We start from the raw sequence: 18918 nt of genomic DNA, 5'->3' as shown, positions 1-18918 counted from the left end.
TCTATTTAAAAATTCAACCACAAATTACACAAATTCACACAAATTTTTAAAATTAGAGCAAATTCGTGACGTTTTAGTCTTTTTAATTTAAGAGTTTTAAGTCAATCCCTCCTCATTTAACGTTTTAATGAAATGAAAGCCTCTCGGATTATAGCCTTGATTATAATAAAATCGATGCGCTGTAAAATTTTGAGTATACGCATCGAGGACAATCATTGTACAATCCAAATCGGTTGCTTTTTGATTTACATAATCGGTGAGCATTTTCCCAATTCCTTTGGACCGATGATCGGGATGGACAATAAAATTGTCGATTTCTAGATATTTTCCAGACCAAAGTTTGATTCCATACCATAAACCCGTCAGGCCGACGCAGACTTCCTTTTCGAAAATTGCAATCTGGATATAATTGTGCGGGATCATTGATTTAAGATATGCTTTGTATTTTTCTTCAGAAATATTGGGGTACAAATGACGAATTATTCCGATTTGGGCAAACATTTCTTCGATTGTGGTGAGTTCTACAGTTTTCAAAATTATTGTGGTGTTGAAATTATGGCCTAAAGTTAAACAAAAAAAGTCCTGCAAATTTGCAGGACTTTCACACTAAAATAATGTGTAACTGTTTATTTTTTGATCACTCTAATTGTTTTATTGATATCCCCTTGTTTCAATGAGATCAAATAAACACCAGGAGCATAATCATTCCCTATTTGTTGATTATTGATAGCATCATAATCCACATTTAATGTTTCGATTGTTTTTCCAGTAATATCGTAGGCGGCAAGTTTTACCACTTCAATGTTTGAAGAACTATAATTGATTTTGAAGCTGTCCGAACTTGGATTTGGATATACTTTCAACGAAAATTCAGCATTTGCAACAAATTTTTCATTTGATAATGTTGTAAAATCAGCACCTGTCAAAGCGATAGATCCAACCGCTGGTCTGTAATCTAATCCAGTGTAGATGCTTCCGTCTGTTGTGTTGTAAGGCAATGTCAATAGACCTGCACTTGTCGTTTGGCTTGTATTGTTATTTGAAGTAAACCAAGTGGCTACATCGAAAGTGGTAGTTGGCGATTCCACTTTAACGGCCACTTTTGAGGCAACCGTTCCGGCGATGATATTACTTTTAAATTTCATAGTGTTGGCGGTTGCGTTTGCGGTTGTAGTATTTCCATCTACAACTACACCATCAAAAAAATCGATAAAAATAGAATTCCAAATTTGAAGTTGCGTGTTTCTTCTTAAGTGCGCTGCACGTCTATGGTTGCTGTTCAATGCTCCTCCGCTTGGCAAAGTGGTTCTATAAGTTGGTCCAACCAAAGTACAGTTTGAAAAAACTGCTCTTGTAAAACTGGTGCCAGAGGTACTTGTAGAATTGTTATCTGACTCGAAACCATTAGAACCTGAAGAATCTGCAATTGTAGGATTTCTGATTCCCAAACAGAATTGCACTTTACCACTGAAACCATTATCCGTGTCAAAATCATCATCAATACCATTGAAAGCTACAAGGTGAAAACAATCAACTGCTCCGCCAAACCACTCGTATGAATCATCATTAGCATAGGAAACCTGTACATAATCAATTTTGGTTCCTTTCCCTACTGCCCCAAATGTTAATCCATTAATCTCTGTATTACTCCCGGCAGCACCATAAGTAAAGCCTGCGTATTCTATTCTAACATATTTCAAAGAACCCGAATTGTCATTGTCGTCTGGAGTTGCTCCACCACCAAATTCTGTGTCTGCACTAGGTGCAATTCCTTCGATATTATTTATGCCTCCATTGATATTGTATGAGCCTTTACCCAATAAAATAATGCCTCCCCAGTCTCCCAGGTTTCTGTTTCCTACTGTATTTCCCGATGTAAATACAATTGGGCTACTAGCAGTTCCTTCGGCTATAAGTTTAGCTCCTTTGGTGATGAACAATCCTGCTCCTGGTGCATTGCTACGAATAATTACGCCTGGCTCAATGGTCAATGTAGCGTTGTTTTTTACATAAATTTGTCCCCCTAAAGCATAGGTATTACCTGCCGTCCAAATAGTATTTGTAGTTATATTGGCTGAAACCGTAACATTCGGTGTTGGATACGCTTTATCTTGGGGATTAAATTCTGTCCAAGTATCCGTCCACATTGCTGCTGGAGCAGGAGCAAATGCGCCTCGGTAAGTTGTAGTAGTAAATTGAGCAAACCCTGTAAAAGTTACGAGGGCCAAAATTGATAAGAAGTAAATTTTTTTCATTTTGTGTGTGTTTAATTTTTTTAGCAATATTAGGACTGAAATGTAAACAGTATGTAAACTAGGGGTTATGTTATAAATATCGTTGTGTTATCTAAACATTAAGAGCCTGTTTTAAAAACAAGCTCTTAAGTACAATTTTTATAGGTCATTAAAAATTATAGGTCATTGCGAAAGAAAAAACACGACCAAAATTATTTCTAATCACTTCATCGTCAACTTTAGAGTCAAATCCGTTCTTGTTTTGGGAATCACCTGTGAATACTTTGTTTACAAAGGCATCAAATCCTTTTATTTCTTTCGCTCCGGGTAAGTCATTGTTTTGGTAAAAGACTAAATCTTCTGCCAAAGCATTACGAACATTTAATTTTAATTCTATTTTGTTTTTCAAAAGATTTTTTGCTAGCTGAAAATCTAAAAATGTTCTTGACTTTTCCCAAAATGCAGGAGCGGTATTTCCGGTAGTTTGGTTTCCGTGAATTGTAATTCTATCGCCAACTCTGTTTGCATTGGCTGCAAATGACCAACCTAACTCTTTGTTGATGTATTGTAATCCGGCATTGAATACATAAGGCGACTGCCCTTGTAATGGCGTTTTAACTGCTGTGGGAGTAAGGTTTGAAATATCGACTTCAGAACGGATTACTGCCAAATTGGAGAAAATAGTTAAATCATCTAAAAACTTATTCTCCTTCGCTCCAAATAAGGTGCTTACTAAAAGTCTAAACTCTAATTCAATACCATAATTTGTTCCAGTAGAAGCATTTTGATATATATTGGAGTTATTGGCCAACGCTTGCAGCTCGATTGGGTTTTTAAAATTTTTATAGAAAGTAGATGCCGAAAGCATTTGTCCTTTGCCTAAGAAATACTCATAACGGATATCAGCATTATAAATATCTGTAATTTTTAAATCGGGATTTCCAGAAGTATTAAATCTAGTGTCAAAATCGTAGAACAAAAAGGGCGCTAGTTCCCTAAATTCCGGTCTGTTCAAAGTTTTAGAACCACTTAGTCTTAGGTTCTGCTTTTTATCTAAGCTATAAATAAGGTTGAAAGAAGGCAAAATGTCTAATTGGGTGTCATCGACAACAACAGGTGCATTCGCCTCAGATTTAGAATTGAGTTGCTGTGAGTAGTTTTCGATACGAGCGCCCCAAATTATTCTCCATTTATTGAATACATTGTCAATCATCAAATAACCAGCGTCTAAATTTGATTCTGCATCATAATAATCACTTCCTTTTGTTCCTTCAAAAAGAGTCAGACCACTTACTCGAGGTGAAGTTGACAAAATTCCCATATTGGCGGAATTGAAAATGGTTTCATTTGGCAAAGTTGGAATTGTGCTGGAAAAAGTATTATTTCCCCAATTTATTCCATTCACTCTTCCATTAAAAGGAATATATCCCAATTGTCTGGCTTGAAATTTTCTGTTACGAGATTGTATAATTCCACCTATTTTTATGTCAGCGGATAAATTGTCTGAAAATTCGATTTTTTTACTGATGTCAATCTTGGAACTGAAAATGCTTTCGCTATTGTCAGATGTAAAAATAGAGCCGGGATAATCGATACCCACTGAGTTTATAACAAAATTTGCTCTTGGCACGGATTGAGTTCCATCTGAATATTGAATGTAATCATACGTATTTCTTCTTTCTGAAGGCACTTCTCGTTGAACATTACTGTAAGAACCAACCCAACCCACTTTGATCTTGCTTTCTGGCAAGAAATGTTCTCCTATTAATTGTCCTGTATAAATTTTGTTTTCAGTAAATAATCTGTTGGTAGATATAGACATAATAGGTTCAACATCTTGTATGTTTTTTGTACCTAATCTGTCGGTATATCTGCTTTCAGAATTTATGCTGTATAAATTTTTGAAGCTAAACCTGTTATTGGTATTTAATTTCAAAGAAAGATTCACTATCGCACCAAGCAATTTTTGTTTCCTATAATTATTATTGTGGAAATCTTTATTTTGTACATTTGGCGTCTCGTACTCTTTTAGAGTTCCCTCTCCAAAAACATTGGTTACGTTATTGGTCGCCGAGGCTAATAAGCCTAAACTTTGATCTCCGTTAAATTTAAAAAACCGTCCTAAAGTGAATTGAAAATTAGTATTAGGATCAAATTTGCCCTCATCTACACTCCAATCGGTTTGGTAAGTTTTTGCCAAGTTCGCTATCTGCTGAATACTCGATTCCGTTTTCAGGTTTTGCAAGGCGATAAAATCGGCTGAATTTGGAAAATAAGATGGTAATCCTACTTTCACATCGTTGGCTTCAAATTTAGTTTTGTTTGTTGTGATGGTATTGTATCCCGCTCCTACTGTGATGGATTGAAAATCATTCTCAGGAGTTGATTTGGTGTTTATTTCAATGATTCCTCCTGCAAATTCACCTGGCAAATCCGGCGAAGCCGTTTTGTTAATCACTAAATTATCAAGCATATTCGCTGGAAAAATATCAAACGAAAATGCTTTTTTGTCAGGTTCGGTGCTCGGTAGCGGTGAACCGTTCAAATAAGTAGTGTTGTAACGGTCATTTAATCCGCGTACAATAACAAATTTATTGTCTTGAATACTTGTACCACTAATTCTTCGTAAAACGTCGGAAGTGGTTCTGTCTGGTGTTCTTTTGATACTTTCTGCCGAAATTCCGTCAGAAACTCTTATGCTGTTCTTTTGCATTGTCAAAAGCGATTGTACCGATTCAGTTTTTGCTTTAACTGTTTTGACGACAACTTCATCAAGCACGCCATTCATTTCTGCAAGAGAAACATTCAATATAGTCGCTTCTTTGTCAATCACTTCTACATCAGAGATGATTTTTGTAGAAAACGAAAACATAGAAAATTCTAATGCATATTTTCCCGCCGGCATTTTTCTGAAATAAAATTTCCCTTCGGCGTCGGTCTGTGTCGCCAATTTGGTCCCTTTTATAACTACAAGTACTCCCGGTAATGGTTTTCCGGTAGATTCTTCTATTACGGTTCCAGTAATAATAGATTTTTCATCTATAGTTGTTGTCGATGTTGTTTCTGCTAAAGAAGCATCTGCAATGTCTGTTCCTTTGTTATTTTGAGCAAAGACTGAAGTTACAACTGATAAAAATACGATAAGGTATGTTAATTTCATTTAAATACTTTTGATTAAAACTTGCTTAAATTTCACCGCAAAAGTACTTTGAATGTATATTTTGAATGTTAATGGTAGATTAACAAATTATCCCAAAACTACGGTAATGTTAAGTCAGTATTAGCTAATCAATAAGTATTTGTTGATTTCTCTACTACTTAAATTTTATGTAAATTTTTCTGTCAATAAAGCATAAAAAAAGTCCCGATAAAATCGGGACTGAACAAAATAAACCGTGTTACACTTTATAAAAAACGTCTTCCAAAGCAATATCCAATTCAGGAAACAAAGGGCTTTTAATTTTTTCTCCTTCGACTTGTGGTTTTAAACCAATAAAATTGTCATTAACTAAGGTATAAACCAACAGTATTTTATCGATTGGTTCTATAATCCAATACTCTTTTACTCCTGCTTCTTGGTATAAATTAAACTTGGTATGCACATCGTGTTTGCTATTGTTAGGCGAAATGATTTCGACCATTAAGTCCGGAGTCCCATTACAACCTCTTGCGTCGAGTTTGCTTTCATCACAAATAATACACAAATCGGGCTGCACTACTGTGGTGTCCTTTTTTGCAGATGGTATAGGCAACCGAACATCAAAAGGAGCTTGGAAAACTCTACAAGGTTTTTGCCTAAAATTAATATAAAAAATTCCAGTAAGATTATTAACAACCGTTTGATGAGCCATACTCGGCGCAGGACTCATTTTTAGAATAAATCCTTTTATCAATTCAACACGTTCCTGAAATTGCCACAACAAATAATCCGAATACGAATATTGTTTGGTTAAATCTAAATCAGAAAAATTAGTAACTTTTGCCATTTTTTGTACTTTAATAAAAACAAAATTAATCAATTTTAATTACAACCTTGAATAAAAATAGAAAGTCCCGCAAAAATCGCGGGACTTTACTTTCGATTCTATTTCCCCCTTTCGGGGTTTGGGGGGCTCTATCCCTTCAAAGCTTCCGCTCCACCAACAATCTCTAAGATTTCGTTAGTAATAGCAGCTTGATGTGCTTTGTTATAAGTTAATTTCAATTGATCTCTCAATTCGGTGGCGTTGTCTGTTGCTTTGCTTCGCCAGTTCGCTTCGCTCGGGTGTCCATTGCCGTCATACGCGCTCCGTGTTCTGATGCAAATGAATCACGAATACCTTTATATAATTGTGTTTTTAGGGCTTTTGGATTATTATTATAAAGCAAACATTAAAAAACCAAAATTAATCTAGTTTATCTTTTGTACTAGATATTTCCTGAACCGTTTGTAATGGCTCGGGAATGTCTTCCATTGTAAGCGTTTTTAGCGTTTTTTTGGAAAGTTTTTTTATTTTAATAATTCTGTTAGCTTGGTTTTGAACACACTTTTCAAATAAATTCCGAACCACTCGAGCATTACCAAAACTTTCATCTTTTTTGTCATAAAGCAATTCAAAAGTGTCGTTGAGTTTCTCTTTAGCATCATCAGTAATTACAAAATCAGATTTTGTGGCTATTGATTCGAAAATCTGCAATAATTCTGAAGGGGAAAAATGATTGAACTCGAAAAAACGATTGAATCGGGAACGCAAACCAGGATTAGATTCTACAAAAATCTTCATTGGTTCGGTGTAACCCGCAACAACCAAAGCCAAATCCTCGCGATGATCTTCCATTCGTTTTATTAAAGTATTCACCGCTTCTGCACCATAATCGCTTCCAAAAGAATTTTGAGTTAAGGCGTATGCTTCGTCAATAAACAAAACACCACCAAGGCTTTCGTCGACAACTTTGTCAACTTTTAGAGCCGTTTGACCAACAAATCCAGCAATCAAGCCTTCCCTATCGGTTTCGATAAGTTGGCCTTTCGAAAGAAATCCTAAGTGTTTGAAAATTCTACTTAACAATCTAGCCACCGAAGTTTTACCTGTTCCTGGTGGCCCACTAAATACAGTATGGAGCGTGATTTCAGTGTTTTTTAATCCTTCAGAAGTTCGTTTTTTTTGAATTTCTAACAGATTGATTAGTTCTGAGACGTCTTTTTTTATGTTATCTAAACCAATTAGTTCATTTAATTCTTCCAAAACTTTTTCTAAGGAATCGTCTGCGGGTAATTGCTCTTTATCAGAATTAGATTGAAAAAATTGTTTCACTATTTCATTTTTTTCAAATGAAGTATCAAACGAAAATTGCAAGAAATTATAAAAATGCTGAACTACTTTAACTAATTTTGGGTTTTGGTTTTCTTGTAAAATTTTAGTGAAGCTGCTCAAATTAGAATCAGAAATCGTATTTTCAACTTTTACCTTTTCGAGAAAATTTTTAAAATTCGGACTTACAGTTAGTTTGTCGAATTCGCTCAAATTTGCAGCAGCTGCAAAATGATTATTTCTTAAAACATCATAATAGTAGGCTAGTGTAAATTGCGATTTTTTCGTTTCTTTTTCGGAAAGTTTTCGATAAATAGAAATACAATCTGAAAGAAAAAAATGTTCTGATTTAAATAACAATCCTTTTGAAGCGTTGGATTTTACACCTTCATTTATTTTTTGAATAAACAAATTGTCATTATTTAATTCTTTACAAACAGCTACAACCGAAATTGTTTCTTGTTCAAGTTTTTTTAAGAAAGTCGCTGTGAATTCCATATACTTTTTTTGGAGCTGTTATTAATTAGAAACCCTACAAAGCCAAGAAAAGACCTTGTAGGATTATCAATTTCAAACTTAACTATGTTACGAATTCATCATTTGATGAACAATTTCTTTATACAATTTATCGTGTTTTTCATCATATTCTTTCCAAGCCAATCCCATTTCTCTTAAATCGTATTTTGCAACAACGGTTCCATAATCTTTTTTGTCACCATTTATTGTTGGATAACCAATCACATAGATGGATTGCGCTAGTTTCAAAGCCAAATCAATATCGTGGGTCGAAAAAATTATCGTGTTGTATTCGGATAAATTACATAACAAATCAAAAGATTCTTTAACTTCTTCAATATTTCCGACATCTAAACCCGAAAAAGGCTCGTCTAAAACCAAAAATTGATCCGATGAAAGAAGTTGTTCAATAATGGCTGTACGCTGTCTTTGACCTCCTGAAAGTTCATTTGGGTATTTGTCAACACAATTTTCTAAACCCCACTCTTTGACGTATTCTTTAATTTTTTTCTCTTTTTCTGTTTCAGATAATTTAGATCTTCTCAAAGCAAATTTAAGGGTTTGTGCTACTGTTTTATGTCGGAAAAGCGTATATTTTTGATTCACAAAACCGATGTTTCCTTCCTTGACTTCTTTGGCAGAATTGGCTTCTTTGCCTTCAAAATCTTTGATTAATATCTTTCCGGAATTCGGGCGAACTAATCCTGTCAACGCTTTGAAAAATGTTGATTTACCTCTACCGGAACGACCCACAACAGCAATTATTTGCCCTGTTGACGCTTTTCCGTTTCTTACCACATCTTTTTCCGTAATTGAGATGTCTTTTATTATTGTTGTTCCATCATAAGCAACGCTTAAATTTTCAACATATAATAATGTTTCTTTAAATTCAAATTCCATAAGTTATATTTTTGAATATCTAAAAAGTGCTTTTCTAAAAAAGTTGATTCCCCAATCGAGAATTAAACCTATTAATAGAATGATGATTTGAAGTGCAATAATTCTTCCGTGATTCATAAATTTATCGGAGTTTTTGATTAAAAAACCCAACCCCCCAGACGCTACAACAATAGATTCAACAGTTACAAGCATCATCCAAGTAATAGCTAAATTTTGACGGATTGCATCGATCACATAATCAATCCTTCCTAAAACAATTACTTGCCAAAGCACTTCCCAACGATTGCATTTCAATGTTTTTGCGTGATCAAATTCTTCTTCGGGAATGTCATTTATGACCGCAATTAATGAAGTAGTCAAGAAAGTAGTCAAGAAAATAACCATAATCCAAATTTGCATATCTCTTGCTTCGTGGATAATTAATGTGATATAATAGGAAAGCCCTGTGAATGGTAGAAAACGAAATTTGGTCACAAATTCTGCTACAGGTTTCAACATTGGAATTGGCCAAGTATAAGCAAAAAGCATAGCCAAAATAGTGGCCAAGAAAATCGACACGAAACAAAGCGATAAGGAATGGAAAATATGCACTACTAAACCTTCGGCATACAATCCTTTAAATCCTTCCAAAACTTGACTAGGCGATGGAAAAAGGTGCTTTGTCCCTGATGTGCCAACAAACCATAATAACAATACTAAAATAATCCAAACAACCAAAATAACGGTTTTATATGATTTGGATAATTTTTCAAACGGAGTAATAAGTTTTTTTAGCATAATGAAAATAAAAGCTGCCATTTCTGACAGCTTTATATAAAGTTATTATTTCAAGAAAGTAATTACCACTCTCCTGTTTTTTGCTTTTCCGGCTTCCGTTGCATTATCCGCAACTGGATCCATAGCCCCTTTTCCATCTACTAATTGGAAACGAGATTCTGGAATTCCTTTATTTTTCAAATAGGTTACAATGGCTTGCGCTCTGTTTTTAGACAATGGTACATTTGCAGCATCACCTCCAACGTTATCAGTATGACCAACTATTGTTAATTTAGAATTCTCCGCTTGGATTAATAAATTGTATATTTTTTCTAAATCTTTAGTTGAATTGCCTTGAACATTAGCGCTTCCAGAAGCAAAGTTAATTCGCCATTCGCCAGAAGCCATAACTTCAGTAGCTTGAGCTGAATAATCGGCTTTGTCGGCAGATGTTGATTCAATATCATTGATGTTTTTTAGGAAAAACAAGTTTACAGCTTCTTCATAAGGAACTACTTTACCAACATTTTCGTTAAATCCAAAAGGATTCAGTTCAGTTAAATAAGACCCCACTTGGTTGTAAACAGATTTGTAGCGATTTACACCATCTGACATTCCAAAATATTGCATTCCATCAGCATAATTAAACACTTTTGAACCGCCCATATTATACGTCAAACCGCCTTTCGTTCCTTGTTCACCTTTGAACATTTTGTACCAATATTCTGGAGTCTCCATTTTATAAGTATCTGCAACAGCTTCAGATGCTCTAACTTTCCAATCTTCATAATTTTTCATCTGATTGGAAGCGGTCAAAGCCGATTTCAAAATATTGGTAACAATTTCTGGGTTTTTGGTAGCCCATTCTTTCACACCAATTAATACTGCAGGCATTTGATTGTTAAACTCTTTTGTAGAAACAATGTCAACAAAACCAGATAATTTATCAAAAACCGTTTTGTCTCCTGGTGTCCAAGTAGCGCAACCGTCAATTTTATGATTTACCGTTTTTCCGGTTAATTTTCCATTGTTAACTTCCTTTAAAGTAACTGTCCATCCTGTAGTTTGTGACTTAATTAATTCTTCTGCCGATTTCATATAATCATCATTTTCAGACGGGTAAATATTTACCGCTTCAGGATCATAAGTGGATGGGTCTGGATTTACTTTTAATCCATTGGCAAAACAATAATTTACCGTAGTAACCCAGTCACCATCACCCAAAACAGCAGAAATAAGCGCTCCTTTCATTGACTTTGGATCTGATTTCCAATTTGGTGGCCCTATTAATTTATCTTCACCATAGCTCATACCAATAGCCCCCATAACTTGAAGGTGGTATTTGTCTTTCCCATATTTTTCGTCTAATGATTTTTGAGCAGAACTTATATAAAATGGTGCTCCATCACCCATAATTAAAATCCCAAAAGCACTTTTATCTGACGAAGGAATTGCTTCTCCTTTATCAAATTCATCAATAAATTTCATTTGCATATTACGAAGTTCTGTTAACCAGTCTTGACGAATGATTTCAAGATTTACTCCATTTTTTTCCATTAACGATCCTTGGGTTGTTTTTGGACCACCATTAGCTACAATTATTCCCGAAGTCGCATTCCAAGCATAACCTGCAATTCTAACTAGTGGTTTGCTGGCGACTTCTGTAGAAAGATCTTTGGTTGGTACCGCTATTTTTTCAGCGTTTGTAACATTGTTTACATCTGAACTATTTAATTCGATTCCGTTTAATTGTTTTGAAACCGCTGTTTTAATCCCAGGTGACAAGAAATAAATTCCACCTAAAATCCCACCAATCCCTATAACGACAATCAAAAATTCTGATAAAGTTGTTAACTTAGTTGTTCTTAAAATTTTTCCCATTTATATAAAAATTAATTTGTTTTTAATATTAAAAAATATCGCCAAATCCACCCGCATTTTGCTTGTCTTCTTTGGTCATTTTATAGTTTGAACTTGTGTATTTTGTTGAATCTGGAATGGTATTTTCACCTGTTTTAATTTCATCAGCTAGCGAATCTAAACGAGAATACAACTCATCATTATCTACAGAATATTTCGAGGTTAACGCATCTATATCAATCAAATTCTCAGAAGTTCTTGCAATATCTTGTGCAATGGTAGAAGTTACTACTTCTAACGCATAATCTAATTCCCAATCTTTGGTAAACATCATAGCACTTTTGGCGCTTTCAGTTGCTGCTTTGGCATTTTTGGCAAACTCATATTCTTTGCGCAACATCGTAATTGTTGTGTCAAAATCGGCAATTTTAATATCTATAGCAGTTCCTGCCAAAGTTAATTTTCTGTCCATCTTACCCAAAACATTAGCTCTAACTCCATATTTTTGAATAAAACTCTTGCTTTGCTCATATTGATTTGAAATTCGCTGTGAATCACTTAGTTTTTTAGCCAACTCACTTTGCAGTGCGACATATTCATCTGTGTCTTTTGCTCCAATACCATTAATTTTAACCATTTCGTCCATAGCTGATTTTAGCTTTTCCGATTGGCGTTGTAAACTCAAAACATCATCTTGAAATTGTTTTGCTTCTTTTTCAGATTTAGAAGCTTCTATTTCCATTTCATTTTTAAGCCCTTTTAGTTTTGCTTTGGTATTTTTGAAAATGTCTCGGTTTTTAATCATCTTTTCTTTTTGCTCTTCCAATTCATTGAATGGATTGCTCTGAATCAAAGCTTTATGAAGATTTTTTGTAGTAAAACGCAGCCCTTTCATAATGACTGGAAACATCATTACCAAAAATATTAAGAAAACTGCCGTTGCAGAGAGCGCAATAGCTTGTCCTAACATCGTAAAAAGTGGTGGAATAATATAAGTCCAAATTAAATAACCTCCAGCACCTAAAAGACCAAGAGCCAATAACCAAAAAATCGATTTTTCGCCTTTTTTAAGTGTATTGGTATTTAAAGCAATTTCGCCTTTTGACTCGTCAAAGTGTTTTAATATGGGTAATTCTAATAAAGTACTTCTTTCTTGTTCGTATCTGCTATCCATTTTACAAATATTGATTGATTCCTGTTATAACTATATTAATTGATTCCTGAATTTTTTGTTTCGCCAAATTATTTGCTTCAATCTTCAGTTGAAATTGAGAGAATTGAGCTGCATTATTAACATCAATTTTATTTAATTCATTTCTTTTTGATTCTAGTTCCTTTTGAAGTTTGGCGATTTGAGATTCTAGATCGGAAATACTATTAGAAAGATTTTTTTTCTCTTGGGTAATTTTTAAATTCAAATCTGATTTTTTAGCATTACCAGTATTGTTGAATTTATCATACACTTTTTCAATTTCTGTCAAATAAAATTTTCCTTTATCCAACAAACTTTCTTTAGTTAAAGCTGAATTAATGGTTTTACCCATTGTAAAAGCCATTTGATAACTCTGTGGATTGGTTACTCCCACCGCATTTACAGATTTATACATCTCAAAAAAATCGAATCCATCTTGATTTAGACTTTCAAATCCTTTTTGATAGACATCAAAAACCTCCCCTAAAAAAGGATTTGAGGAGTTGTTGCTTACATTCGAGTTAAGTTCAATGTCAGGAAATTTATTTGTTTGTGGTAACGAAGGCGCTTTAGTTTCTTCATTTTTAGGTTGATTACTGCCTTCTTCATTAATAAAAAGACTTTTCCAGTCAAAACTTTCTATACCCATTATTCTGTTTGTATTTGGTTTACTACAATTATACGAGTTAATTAATAAATAGTTACTATTAATGAATAAAAATATAAAATATATTTTACAAAATAGTGTTTTTAAAATAAAAAAAAGAGGCAACTTTCGTTGCCTCTTTTTTTATAAGAATTATTTATTTATCCCTTCAAAGCTTCCGCTCCACCAACAATCTCTAAGATTTCGTTAGTAATAGCAGCTTGACGTGCTTTGTTATATGTTAATTTCAATTGATCTCTCAATTCGGTGGCGTTGTCTGTTGCTTTGTGCATTGCCGTCATACGCGCTCCGTGCTCAGAGGCAAATGAATCACGAATTCCTTTGTATAATTGTGTTTTTAGCGCTTTTGGTATCAAAGTCAAAACAATTTCGTCTTTTGCAGGTTCGAAAATATAATCCCCTGAAGATACTGGAGCATCAGATTTAACCGCTGCCAAAGGCAAAAACTGTTCTACCTGAACGATTTGAGTTGCGGCATTTTTAAATTGATTGTACACCAATTCGATTTTGTCATACTCACCGGAAACAAATTTTTGAGTTAATGTCTCAGCAATTACAGTAACATTTTCGAAGGTTAAATGATCGAAAACTTGACTTTGATTGTCTACAACTGTTAAGGTTTTCGATAAAATATCATTTCCTTTTTTACCAATAGCAAAAACATCAACTTGCTTTCCAGCATAATAGTCAGCTCGGTTTTTGGCTTCTTTAATTACGTTGGTATTGAAAGCACCACATAATCCTCTGTTGGAAGTAATAGCAACAATTAATACTTTTTTTACTTCACGTTGTGTTGTGAATTCTCCTCCAACATCACCGTCAAGTGAAGCAGAAAGATTTTGTAATAATTCCGTTAATTTTTCGGCATAAGGGCGCATCGCTGTGATGGCATCTTGTGCCTTCTTCAACTTTGCTGCAGAAACCATTTTCATCGCAGCAGTAATCTGCATTGTTGATGAGATGGAAGTAATTCTATTACGGATTTCCTTTAAATTTGCCATTTTTTATAAATTGTATATTGTAAAAAATTGTAAAATGTATAATGTAAACAGTCTCTTTTGATACAATTTACATTATACAATATACATTTCTTAGTTGTATTTCGCTGAAATTTCTTTAGCTGCTGCTTCCAATACATCTGTAATTTCGTCAGTCAGTTTACCTGCTTTCAAAGCATCAAGTGTGTCTCTGTGCTTGTTGTTCAAGTATTCTAAATAATCTTTTTCGAATTCTTTTACTTTGTTTACAGGAACATTACGCAACAAGTTTTTAGAACCTGCATAGATAATGGCAGTTTGGTTTTCAACAGTATAAGGGTCGTTTAGATTTTGTTTCAAAATCTCTACGTTTCTTTTTCCTTTTTCGATTACGTTCAAAGTAACAGCATCCAAATCAGAACCAAATTTAGCAAACGCTTCCAATTCACGGAATTGTGCTTGGTCTAATTTTAAAGTACCAGCTACTTTTTTCATTGATTTTATCTGAGCGTTACCTCCAACACGTGATACCGAAATACCTACGTTGATCGCTGGACGAACCCCTGAGTTAAACAAATCTCCATCCAAGAAAATCTGACCATCAGTGATCGAAATTACGTTAGTTGGGATATAAGCAGAAACGTCACCAGCTTGAGTTTCGATAATTGGTAAAGCGGTCAATGAACCACCCCCTTTTACGATACCTTTTAATGAATCTGGTAAATCGTTCATATCTTTTGCGATACTGTCATCGGCAATTACTTTACAAGCTCTTTCCAATAAACGAGAGTGCAAGTAGAAAACGTCTCCAGGATAAGCCTCACGTCCCGGTGGTCTTCTCAACAAAAGAGAAACCTCACGGTAAGCCACGGCTTGTTTAGACAAATCGTCATAAACAATCAAAGCCGGACGACCTGAATCTCTAAAATATTCTCCAATTGCAGCACCTGCCATAGGAGCATATACTTGCATTGGCGCTGGGTCAGAAGCATTGGCAGCTACAATTACTGTATAAGCCATTGCACCTTTTTCTTCCAACATTTTTGCGATTCCTGCTACAGTTGACGCTTTTTGTCCAATTGCAACATAGATACAAAATACAGGTTTTCCTGCATCGTAAAATTCTTTTTGATTCAAGATAGTATCGATACAAACAGTTGATTTACCTGTTTGACGGTCACCAATAACTAGCTCACGTTGTCCACGACCTACCGGGATCATTGCATCTACTGCTTTGATACCTGTTTGCAATGGCTCGGTAACTGGCTGACGGAAGATAACTCCAGGCGCTTTTCTTTCTAACGGCATTTCGAATAATTCACCTGTAATTGGTCCTTTACCATCAATTGGTTGGCCCAAAGTGTTTACTACACGACCTACAATTCCTTCTCCTGTTTTAAGAGAGGCGATACGTTGTGTTCTTTTTACAGTTGAACCTTCTTTGATTCCTGTTGATGGTCCTAAAAGTACCACACCCACATTGTCTTCTTCCAAATTCAATACAATAGCTTCAAGACCATTGTCAAATTCTACAAGCTCACCGTATTGAACATTTGAAAGCCCATAAATAAGAGCAATACCGTCTCCAACTTGAAGCACTGTACCCACTTCTTCTAGTGTAGCACCAGATTCAAAACCTTCTACTTGCTTTCTTAATATTGCTGAAATTTCAGCAGGTTTAATTTCCGCCATAATTATTTATAAATAACTAGTTACTTAATTCTCTCTTTAATACTTGTAATCTCTCTGCGATGGAAGCATTGTATTGCTTGTCGCCTATTTTTAAAATAAATCCTCCAATAATAGCAGGATCTACACTATTTTCAATCGTAATTTTTTTGCTTGAAGAAATGGTGGCAATTTTAGCCAAAACCTTTGCTTCTAATGCAGCGTCCATAGCGATGGCTGTAGTAACTTTTGCTACTTCAACTCCATTCATTATATCGAACAATTTGTTGTATTCTAGTGCAACGGCATCTAGAATTTCAAATCTTTTGTTTTCTTTTACTAAACGGAAAAGACTTTTGGTTACCGCATTAGCATTGGCAAAAATTTCCAAAAGGGCGCTTTCTTTTTGATCTACATTGATCGTTGGGCTTTGAATAAAAGTATTCAATTCCGCATTGGTATGAATGGTAGATGAAATCAATGCCATATCGGCACTCACTTGAGAAGCTACTTTTTTGGAGTCTGCGATTTCCAGAATGGCTTTTGCGTAACGAATTGCTGCTCTTGTACCTGACATATTAGCTTAATTTTGAGTCGCCTAACATTTTTTCTACTAATTTTACTTGAGTAGCTTTGTTAGATAATTCTTCTTGTAATAATTTTTCAGCAATTTCTATAGATAAAGTCGAAACTTGCAGTTTCAATTCGGCCATAGCAGTGTTTTTTTCACTTTCGATAGCCGCTTTAGCTTGTTCGATCATTTTCTGACCTTGAACTTGTGCTTCGTTTTTAGCGTCGGCTACCATTTTTTCTTTGATTTCACGAGCATCTTTCAGCATAGCATCACGCTCTAATCTTGCTTCTTGCAAAATACGTTGGTTATCTGCTTGCAAATTTTGCATTTCTTTTCTAGCGTTATCAGCAGAAAGTAAAGCGTTTTTGATTCCCGCTTCTCTTTCGTTAACGGCGTCTAAAATTGGTTTCCAAGCAAATTTTTTCAATAGCAAAACCAAGCCTACAAATATTATTGTTTGCCAAATAAATAAACCAAACGAGAAATCATTTACTAATTTTTCCATAGTATGTCTTTAATTGTAATCTTTTAATTTAATTTTTGAAACAAAAGCTGCAACCAACCGTTACAGCTTTTTGTTTTTCAGCATTATACAGCGAATAAAGCTGCAAATCCAATACCTTCAATAAGCGCAGCTGCGATAAGCATAGCTGTTTGAATTTTTCCAGTAGCTTCTGGTTGACGAGCGATAGCATCCATTGCAGAACCACCGATTCTACCAATACCAATACCTGCTCCAATAACTACTAATCCTGCTCCAACGATTTTAGGAATTTCCATAAAAATATGTATTAAAAATTAAACATTCAAAATGATTTTAGATTGAAGAATAACGATTTTAGATTTCAGAAGGCGACATCTGCGCTCAAAAATCTTAAATCATAAATCTGCAATCTAGTGCGCTTCTTCGTGATGATGCTCCTCTACTGCTGAACCGAAGTACAAAGCAGAAAGCATGGTGAAAATATACGCTTGCAACAAGGCAACCAAAATTTCGATGATAGAAATAGCAAATGACAACATAAATGACAAGCTACTGCCTAACCAACTTTTGAAAATAAATATCAATCCTATCAAACTCATCAATACGACGTGACCTGCAAAAATGTTCGCGTACAAACGAATCATCAATGCAAATGGTTTGATGAACACACCCAATAATTCTATTGGTGCCAAAATAATTTTCATTGGAGTTGGTACACCTGGCATCCAGAAAATGTGTCCCCAATAATTTTTATTTGCTGTTAATGTAGTAATGATAAAAGTGATAATCGCCAATCCGAAAGTTGCTGCGATATTTCCTGTAACGTTGATTCCTAGCGGAGTCAAACCAAAGATATTCAAGAACCATACAAAGAAAAAGATGGTCAACAAATAACTCATATATTTTTTATAATGCTTTTCGCCAATGTTTGGAATCGCGATTTCGTCACGGATGTACAAAACGATAGGTTCGAAAAAACGCCCAGCTCCTGCAGAAATTCCACCATTTTTAGCAAATGATTTTGCCAAACTGGTAAATAGTAAAAACATAATCATCGCCACAACCATTATAGTCAACACTCCTTTTGTAATAGAAAGGTCTATCGGTTGTGCATTTGTTGGATGTCCGTGCTCTTCGGTTAAAGTTCCGGCTGCATCGGTTTTGTATATTTTTTCGTGGTGTAAAACGTAATAGTTTCCATTGCTTTCTGCTACAGCTTCACCGTGGTGAAATTTTGCAGAAGAAAAAATGTGAACGCCATTGTCCCAAAGAATGATTGGCAAAGGAAAACCATAATGTTCTCCGGTTGCTGCGTTTGCAGAAATCGAAAAGTCGTGACCGTCTAGAACGTGATGATCAATAACTTCTTTGATTTGTTTTTTAATTTCTGATGTTTCGCCTTCTGCTTCTGGTGCTGCTTCTTGAGCAACCACCGTTGTTTCAGTAGGTACTGGTTTGCCTTCAGCAGGATCATTGGCAAAACCAACTACGGGTAGACAGGCTATTAAAATCGCTATTATAAATTGAAGTGGTTTGTTTGAAATCACCATAACTGCTTATTAACTTAATTTTTAGTTTCCGAAATTGGGTGCAAAGGTACATTTTAAATTTACATGTTAAAAACATTAAATAAAAAAAATGACGCTTTTGTCTTTTTGATGGTATTTTAGCGCTTAGTATTTAACATTCTGATGGTTACCATCGTCTCTAGAGCCAGAAATACTGCGAAAATGATAAAAAAATTAATTTTTTCATACCTGAGGTTCTCATTTGCTGAATTCAAAATGGGCGATAAAAGA

The 18918-nt window shown here is 34.7% G+C and carries 16 protein-coding genes and 1 pseudogene; all 17 read right to left on the bottom strand.

Going from position 1 to position 18918, the window contains the following annotated elements; translation table 11 throughout:
* Positions 1-96 precede the first annotated feature (96 nt).
* A complete protein-coding gene (locus tag E1750_RS11135; RefSeq protein WP_133278129.1) occupies positions 97-540 on the bottom strand; it encodes a GNAT family N-acetyltransferase in 444 nt (147 codons plus the stop codon).
* An 86-nt stretch (positions 541-626) separates the two neighbouring features.
* Positions 627-2255, bottom strand: a complete 1629-nt coding sequence (locus tag E1750_RS11130) for a T9SS type A sorting domain-containing protein (protein ID WP_133276846.1) — start codon at positions 2253-2255, stop codon at positions 627-629.
* Positions 2256-2403: 148 nt separating this feature from the next.
* Complete coding sequence (locus tag E1750_RS11125) at positions 2404-5394, bottom strand: TonB-dependent receptor (RefSeq protein WP_133276845.1); 2991 nt, start codon at positions 5392-5394, stop codon at positions 2404-2406.
* A 238-nt stretch (positions 5395-5632) separates the two neighbouring features.
* The gene (locus E1750_RS11120) at positions 5633-6220 is read right to left on the bottom strand and encodes a Uma2 family endonuclease (RefSeq protein ID WP_133276844.1); all 588 of its coding nucleotides are present in this window, start codon (positions 6218-6220) and stop codon (positions 5633-5635) included.
* A gap of 128 nt (positions 6221-6348) precedes the next feature.
* Positions 6349-6584, bottom strand: a pseudogene (locus E1750_RS11115) (F0F1 ATP synthase subunit gamma); the annotation flags it as partial.
* A 35-nt stretch (positions 6585-6619) separates the two neighbouring features.
* Positions 6620-8023: an AAA family ATPase gene (locus tag E1750_RS11110; RefSeq protein WP_133276843.1), complete on the bottom strand. Its 1404-nt coding sequence runs from the start codon at positions 8021-8023 to the stop codon at positions 6620-6622.
* An 87-nt stretch (positions 8024-8110) separates the two neighbouring features.
* Entirely contained in the window at positions 8111-8941 is an 831-nt protein-coding gene (locus tag E1750_RS11105; protein WP_133276842.1) for an ATP-binding cassette domain-containing protein, read from the bottom strand.
* Between the two features lie 3 nt (positions 8942-8944).
* Positions 8945-9739 (bottom strand): ABC transporter permease, encoded by a 795-nt coding sequence (locus E1750_RS11100; RefSeq protein ID WP_133276841.1) that lies wholly within the window; start codon positions 9737-9739, stop codon positions 8945-8947.
* 24 nt (positions 9740-9763) lie between these two features.
* The gene (locus E1750_RS17935) at positions 9764-11578 is read right to left on the bottom strand and encodes an OmpA family protein (RefSeq protein WP_227873881.1); all 1815 of its coding nucleotides are present in this window, start codon (positions 11576-11578) and stop codon (positions 9764-9766) included.
* Positions 11579-11606: 28 nt separating this feature from the next.
* A complete protein-coding gene (locus E1750_RS11090) occupies positions 11607-12731 on the bottom strand; it encodes a hypothetical protein (protein WP_133276840.1) in 1125 nt (374 codons plus the stop codon).
* A 1-nt stretch (position 12732) separates the two neighbouring features.
* Positions 12733-13398, bottom strand: coding sequence for a hypothetical protein (locus tag E1750_RS11085; RefSeq protein WP_133276839.1), 666 nt, complete (start codon positions 13396-13398; stop codon positions 12733-12735).
* Positions 13399-13556: 158 nt separating this feature from the next.
* Positions 13557-14417: an ATP synthase F1 subunit gamma gene (gene atpG / locus E1750_RS11080; RefSeq protein ID WP_133276838.1), complete on the bottom strand. Its 861-nt coding sequence runs from the start codon at positions 14415-14417 to the stop codon at positions 13557-13559.
* Between the two features lie 90 nt (positions 14418-14507).
* Positions 14508-16085 (bottom strand): F0F1 ATP synthase subunit alpha, encoded by a 1578-nt coding sequence (atpA, locus tag E1750_RS11075; RefSeq protein WP_133276837.1) that lies wholly within the window; start codon positions 16083-16085, stop codon positions 14508-14510.
* A 16-nt stretch (positions 16086-16101) separates the two neighbouring features.
* A complete protein-coding gene (gene atpH / locus E1750_RS11070; protein WP_133276836.1) occupies positions 16102-16638 on the bottom strand; it encodes an ATP synthase F1 subunit delta in 537 nt (178 codons plus the stop codon).
* Position 16639: 1 nt separating this feature from the next.
* Entirely contained in the window at positions 16640-17140 is a 501-nt protein-coding gene (locus E1750_RS11065; RefSeq protein ID WP_133276835.1) for a F0F1 ATP synthase subunit B, read from the bottom strand.
* Positions 17141-17223: 83 nt separating this feature from the next.
* Positions 17224-17415 carry an ATP synthase F0 subunit C gene (gene atpE / locus E1750_RS11060; protein ID WP_073367797.1) on the bottom strand — a complete coding sequence of 64 codons (192 nt, stop codon included), beginning with the start codon at positions 17413-17415 and terminating at the stop codon, positions 17224-17226.
* Positions 17416-17529: 114 nt separating this feature from the next.
* Entirely contained in the window at positions 17530-18669 is a 1140-nt protein-coding gene (gene atpB, locus E1750_RS11055) for a F0F1 ATP synthase subunit A (RefSeq protein ID WP_133276834.1), read from the bottom strand.
* Positions 18670-18918 lie beyond the last annotated feature (249 nt).

It is taken from the genome of Flavobacterium nackdongense (assembly GCF_004355225.1).
Classification (GTDB): Bacteria; Bacteroidota; Bacteroidia; order Flavobacteriales; family Flavobacteriaceae; genus Flavobacterium; species Flavobacterium nackdongense.
The sequence above is the reverse complement of the archived record's forward strand: the minus strand, read 5'-3'. Positions and strand labels throughout refer to the sequence as shown.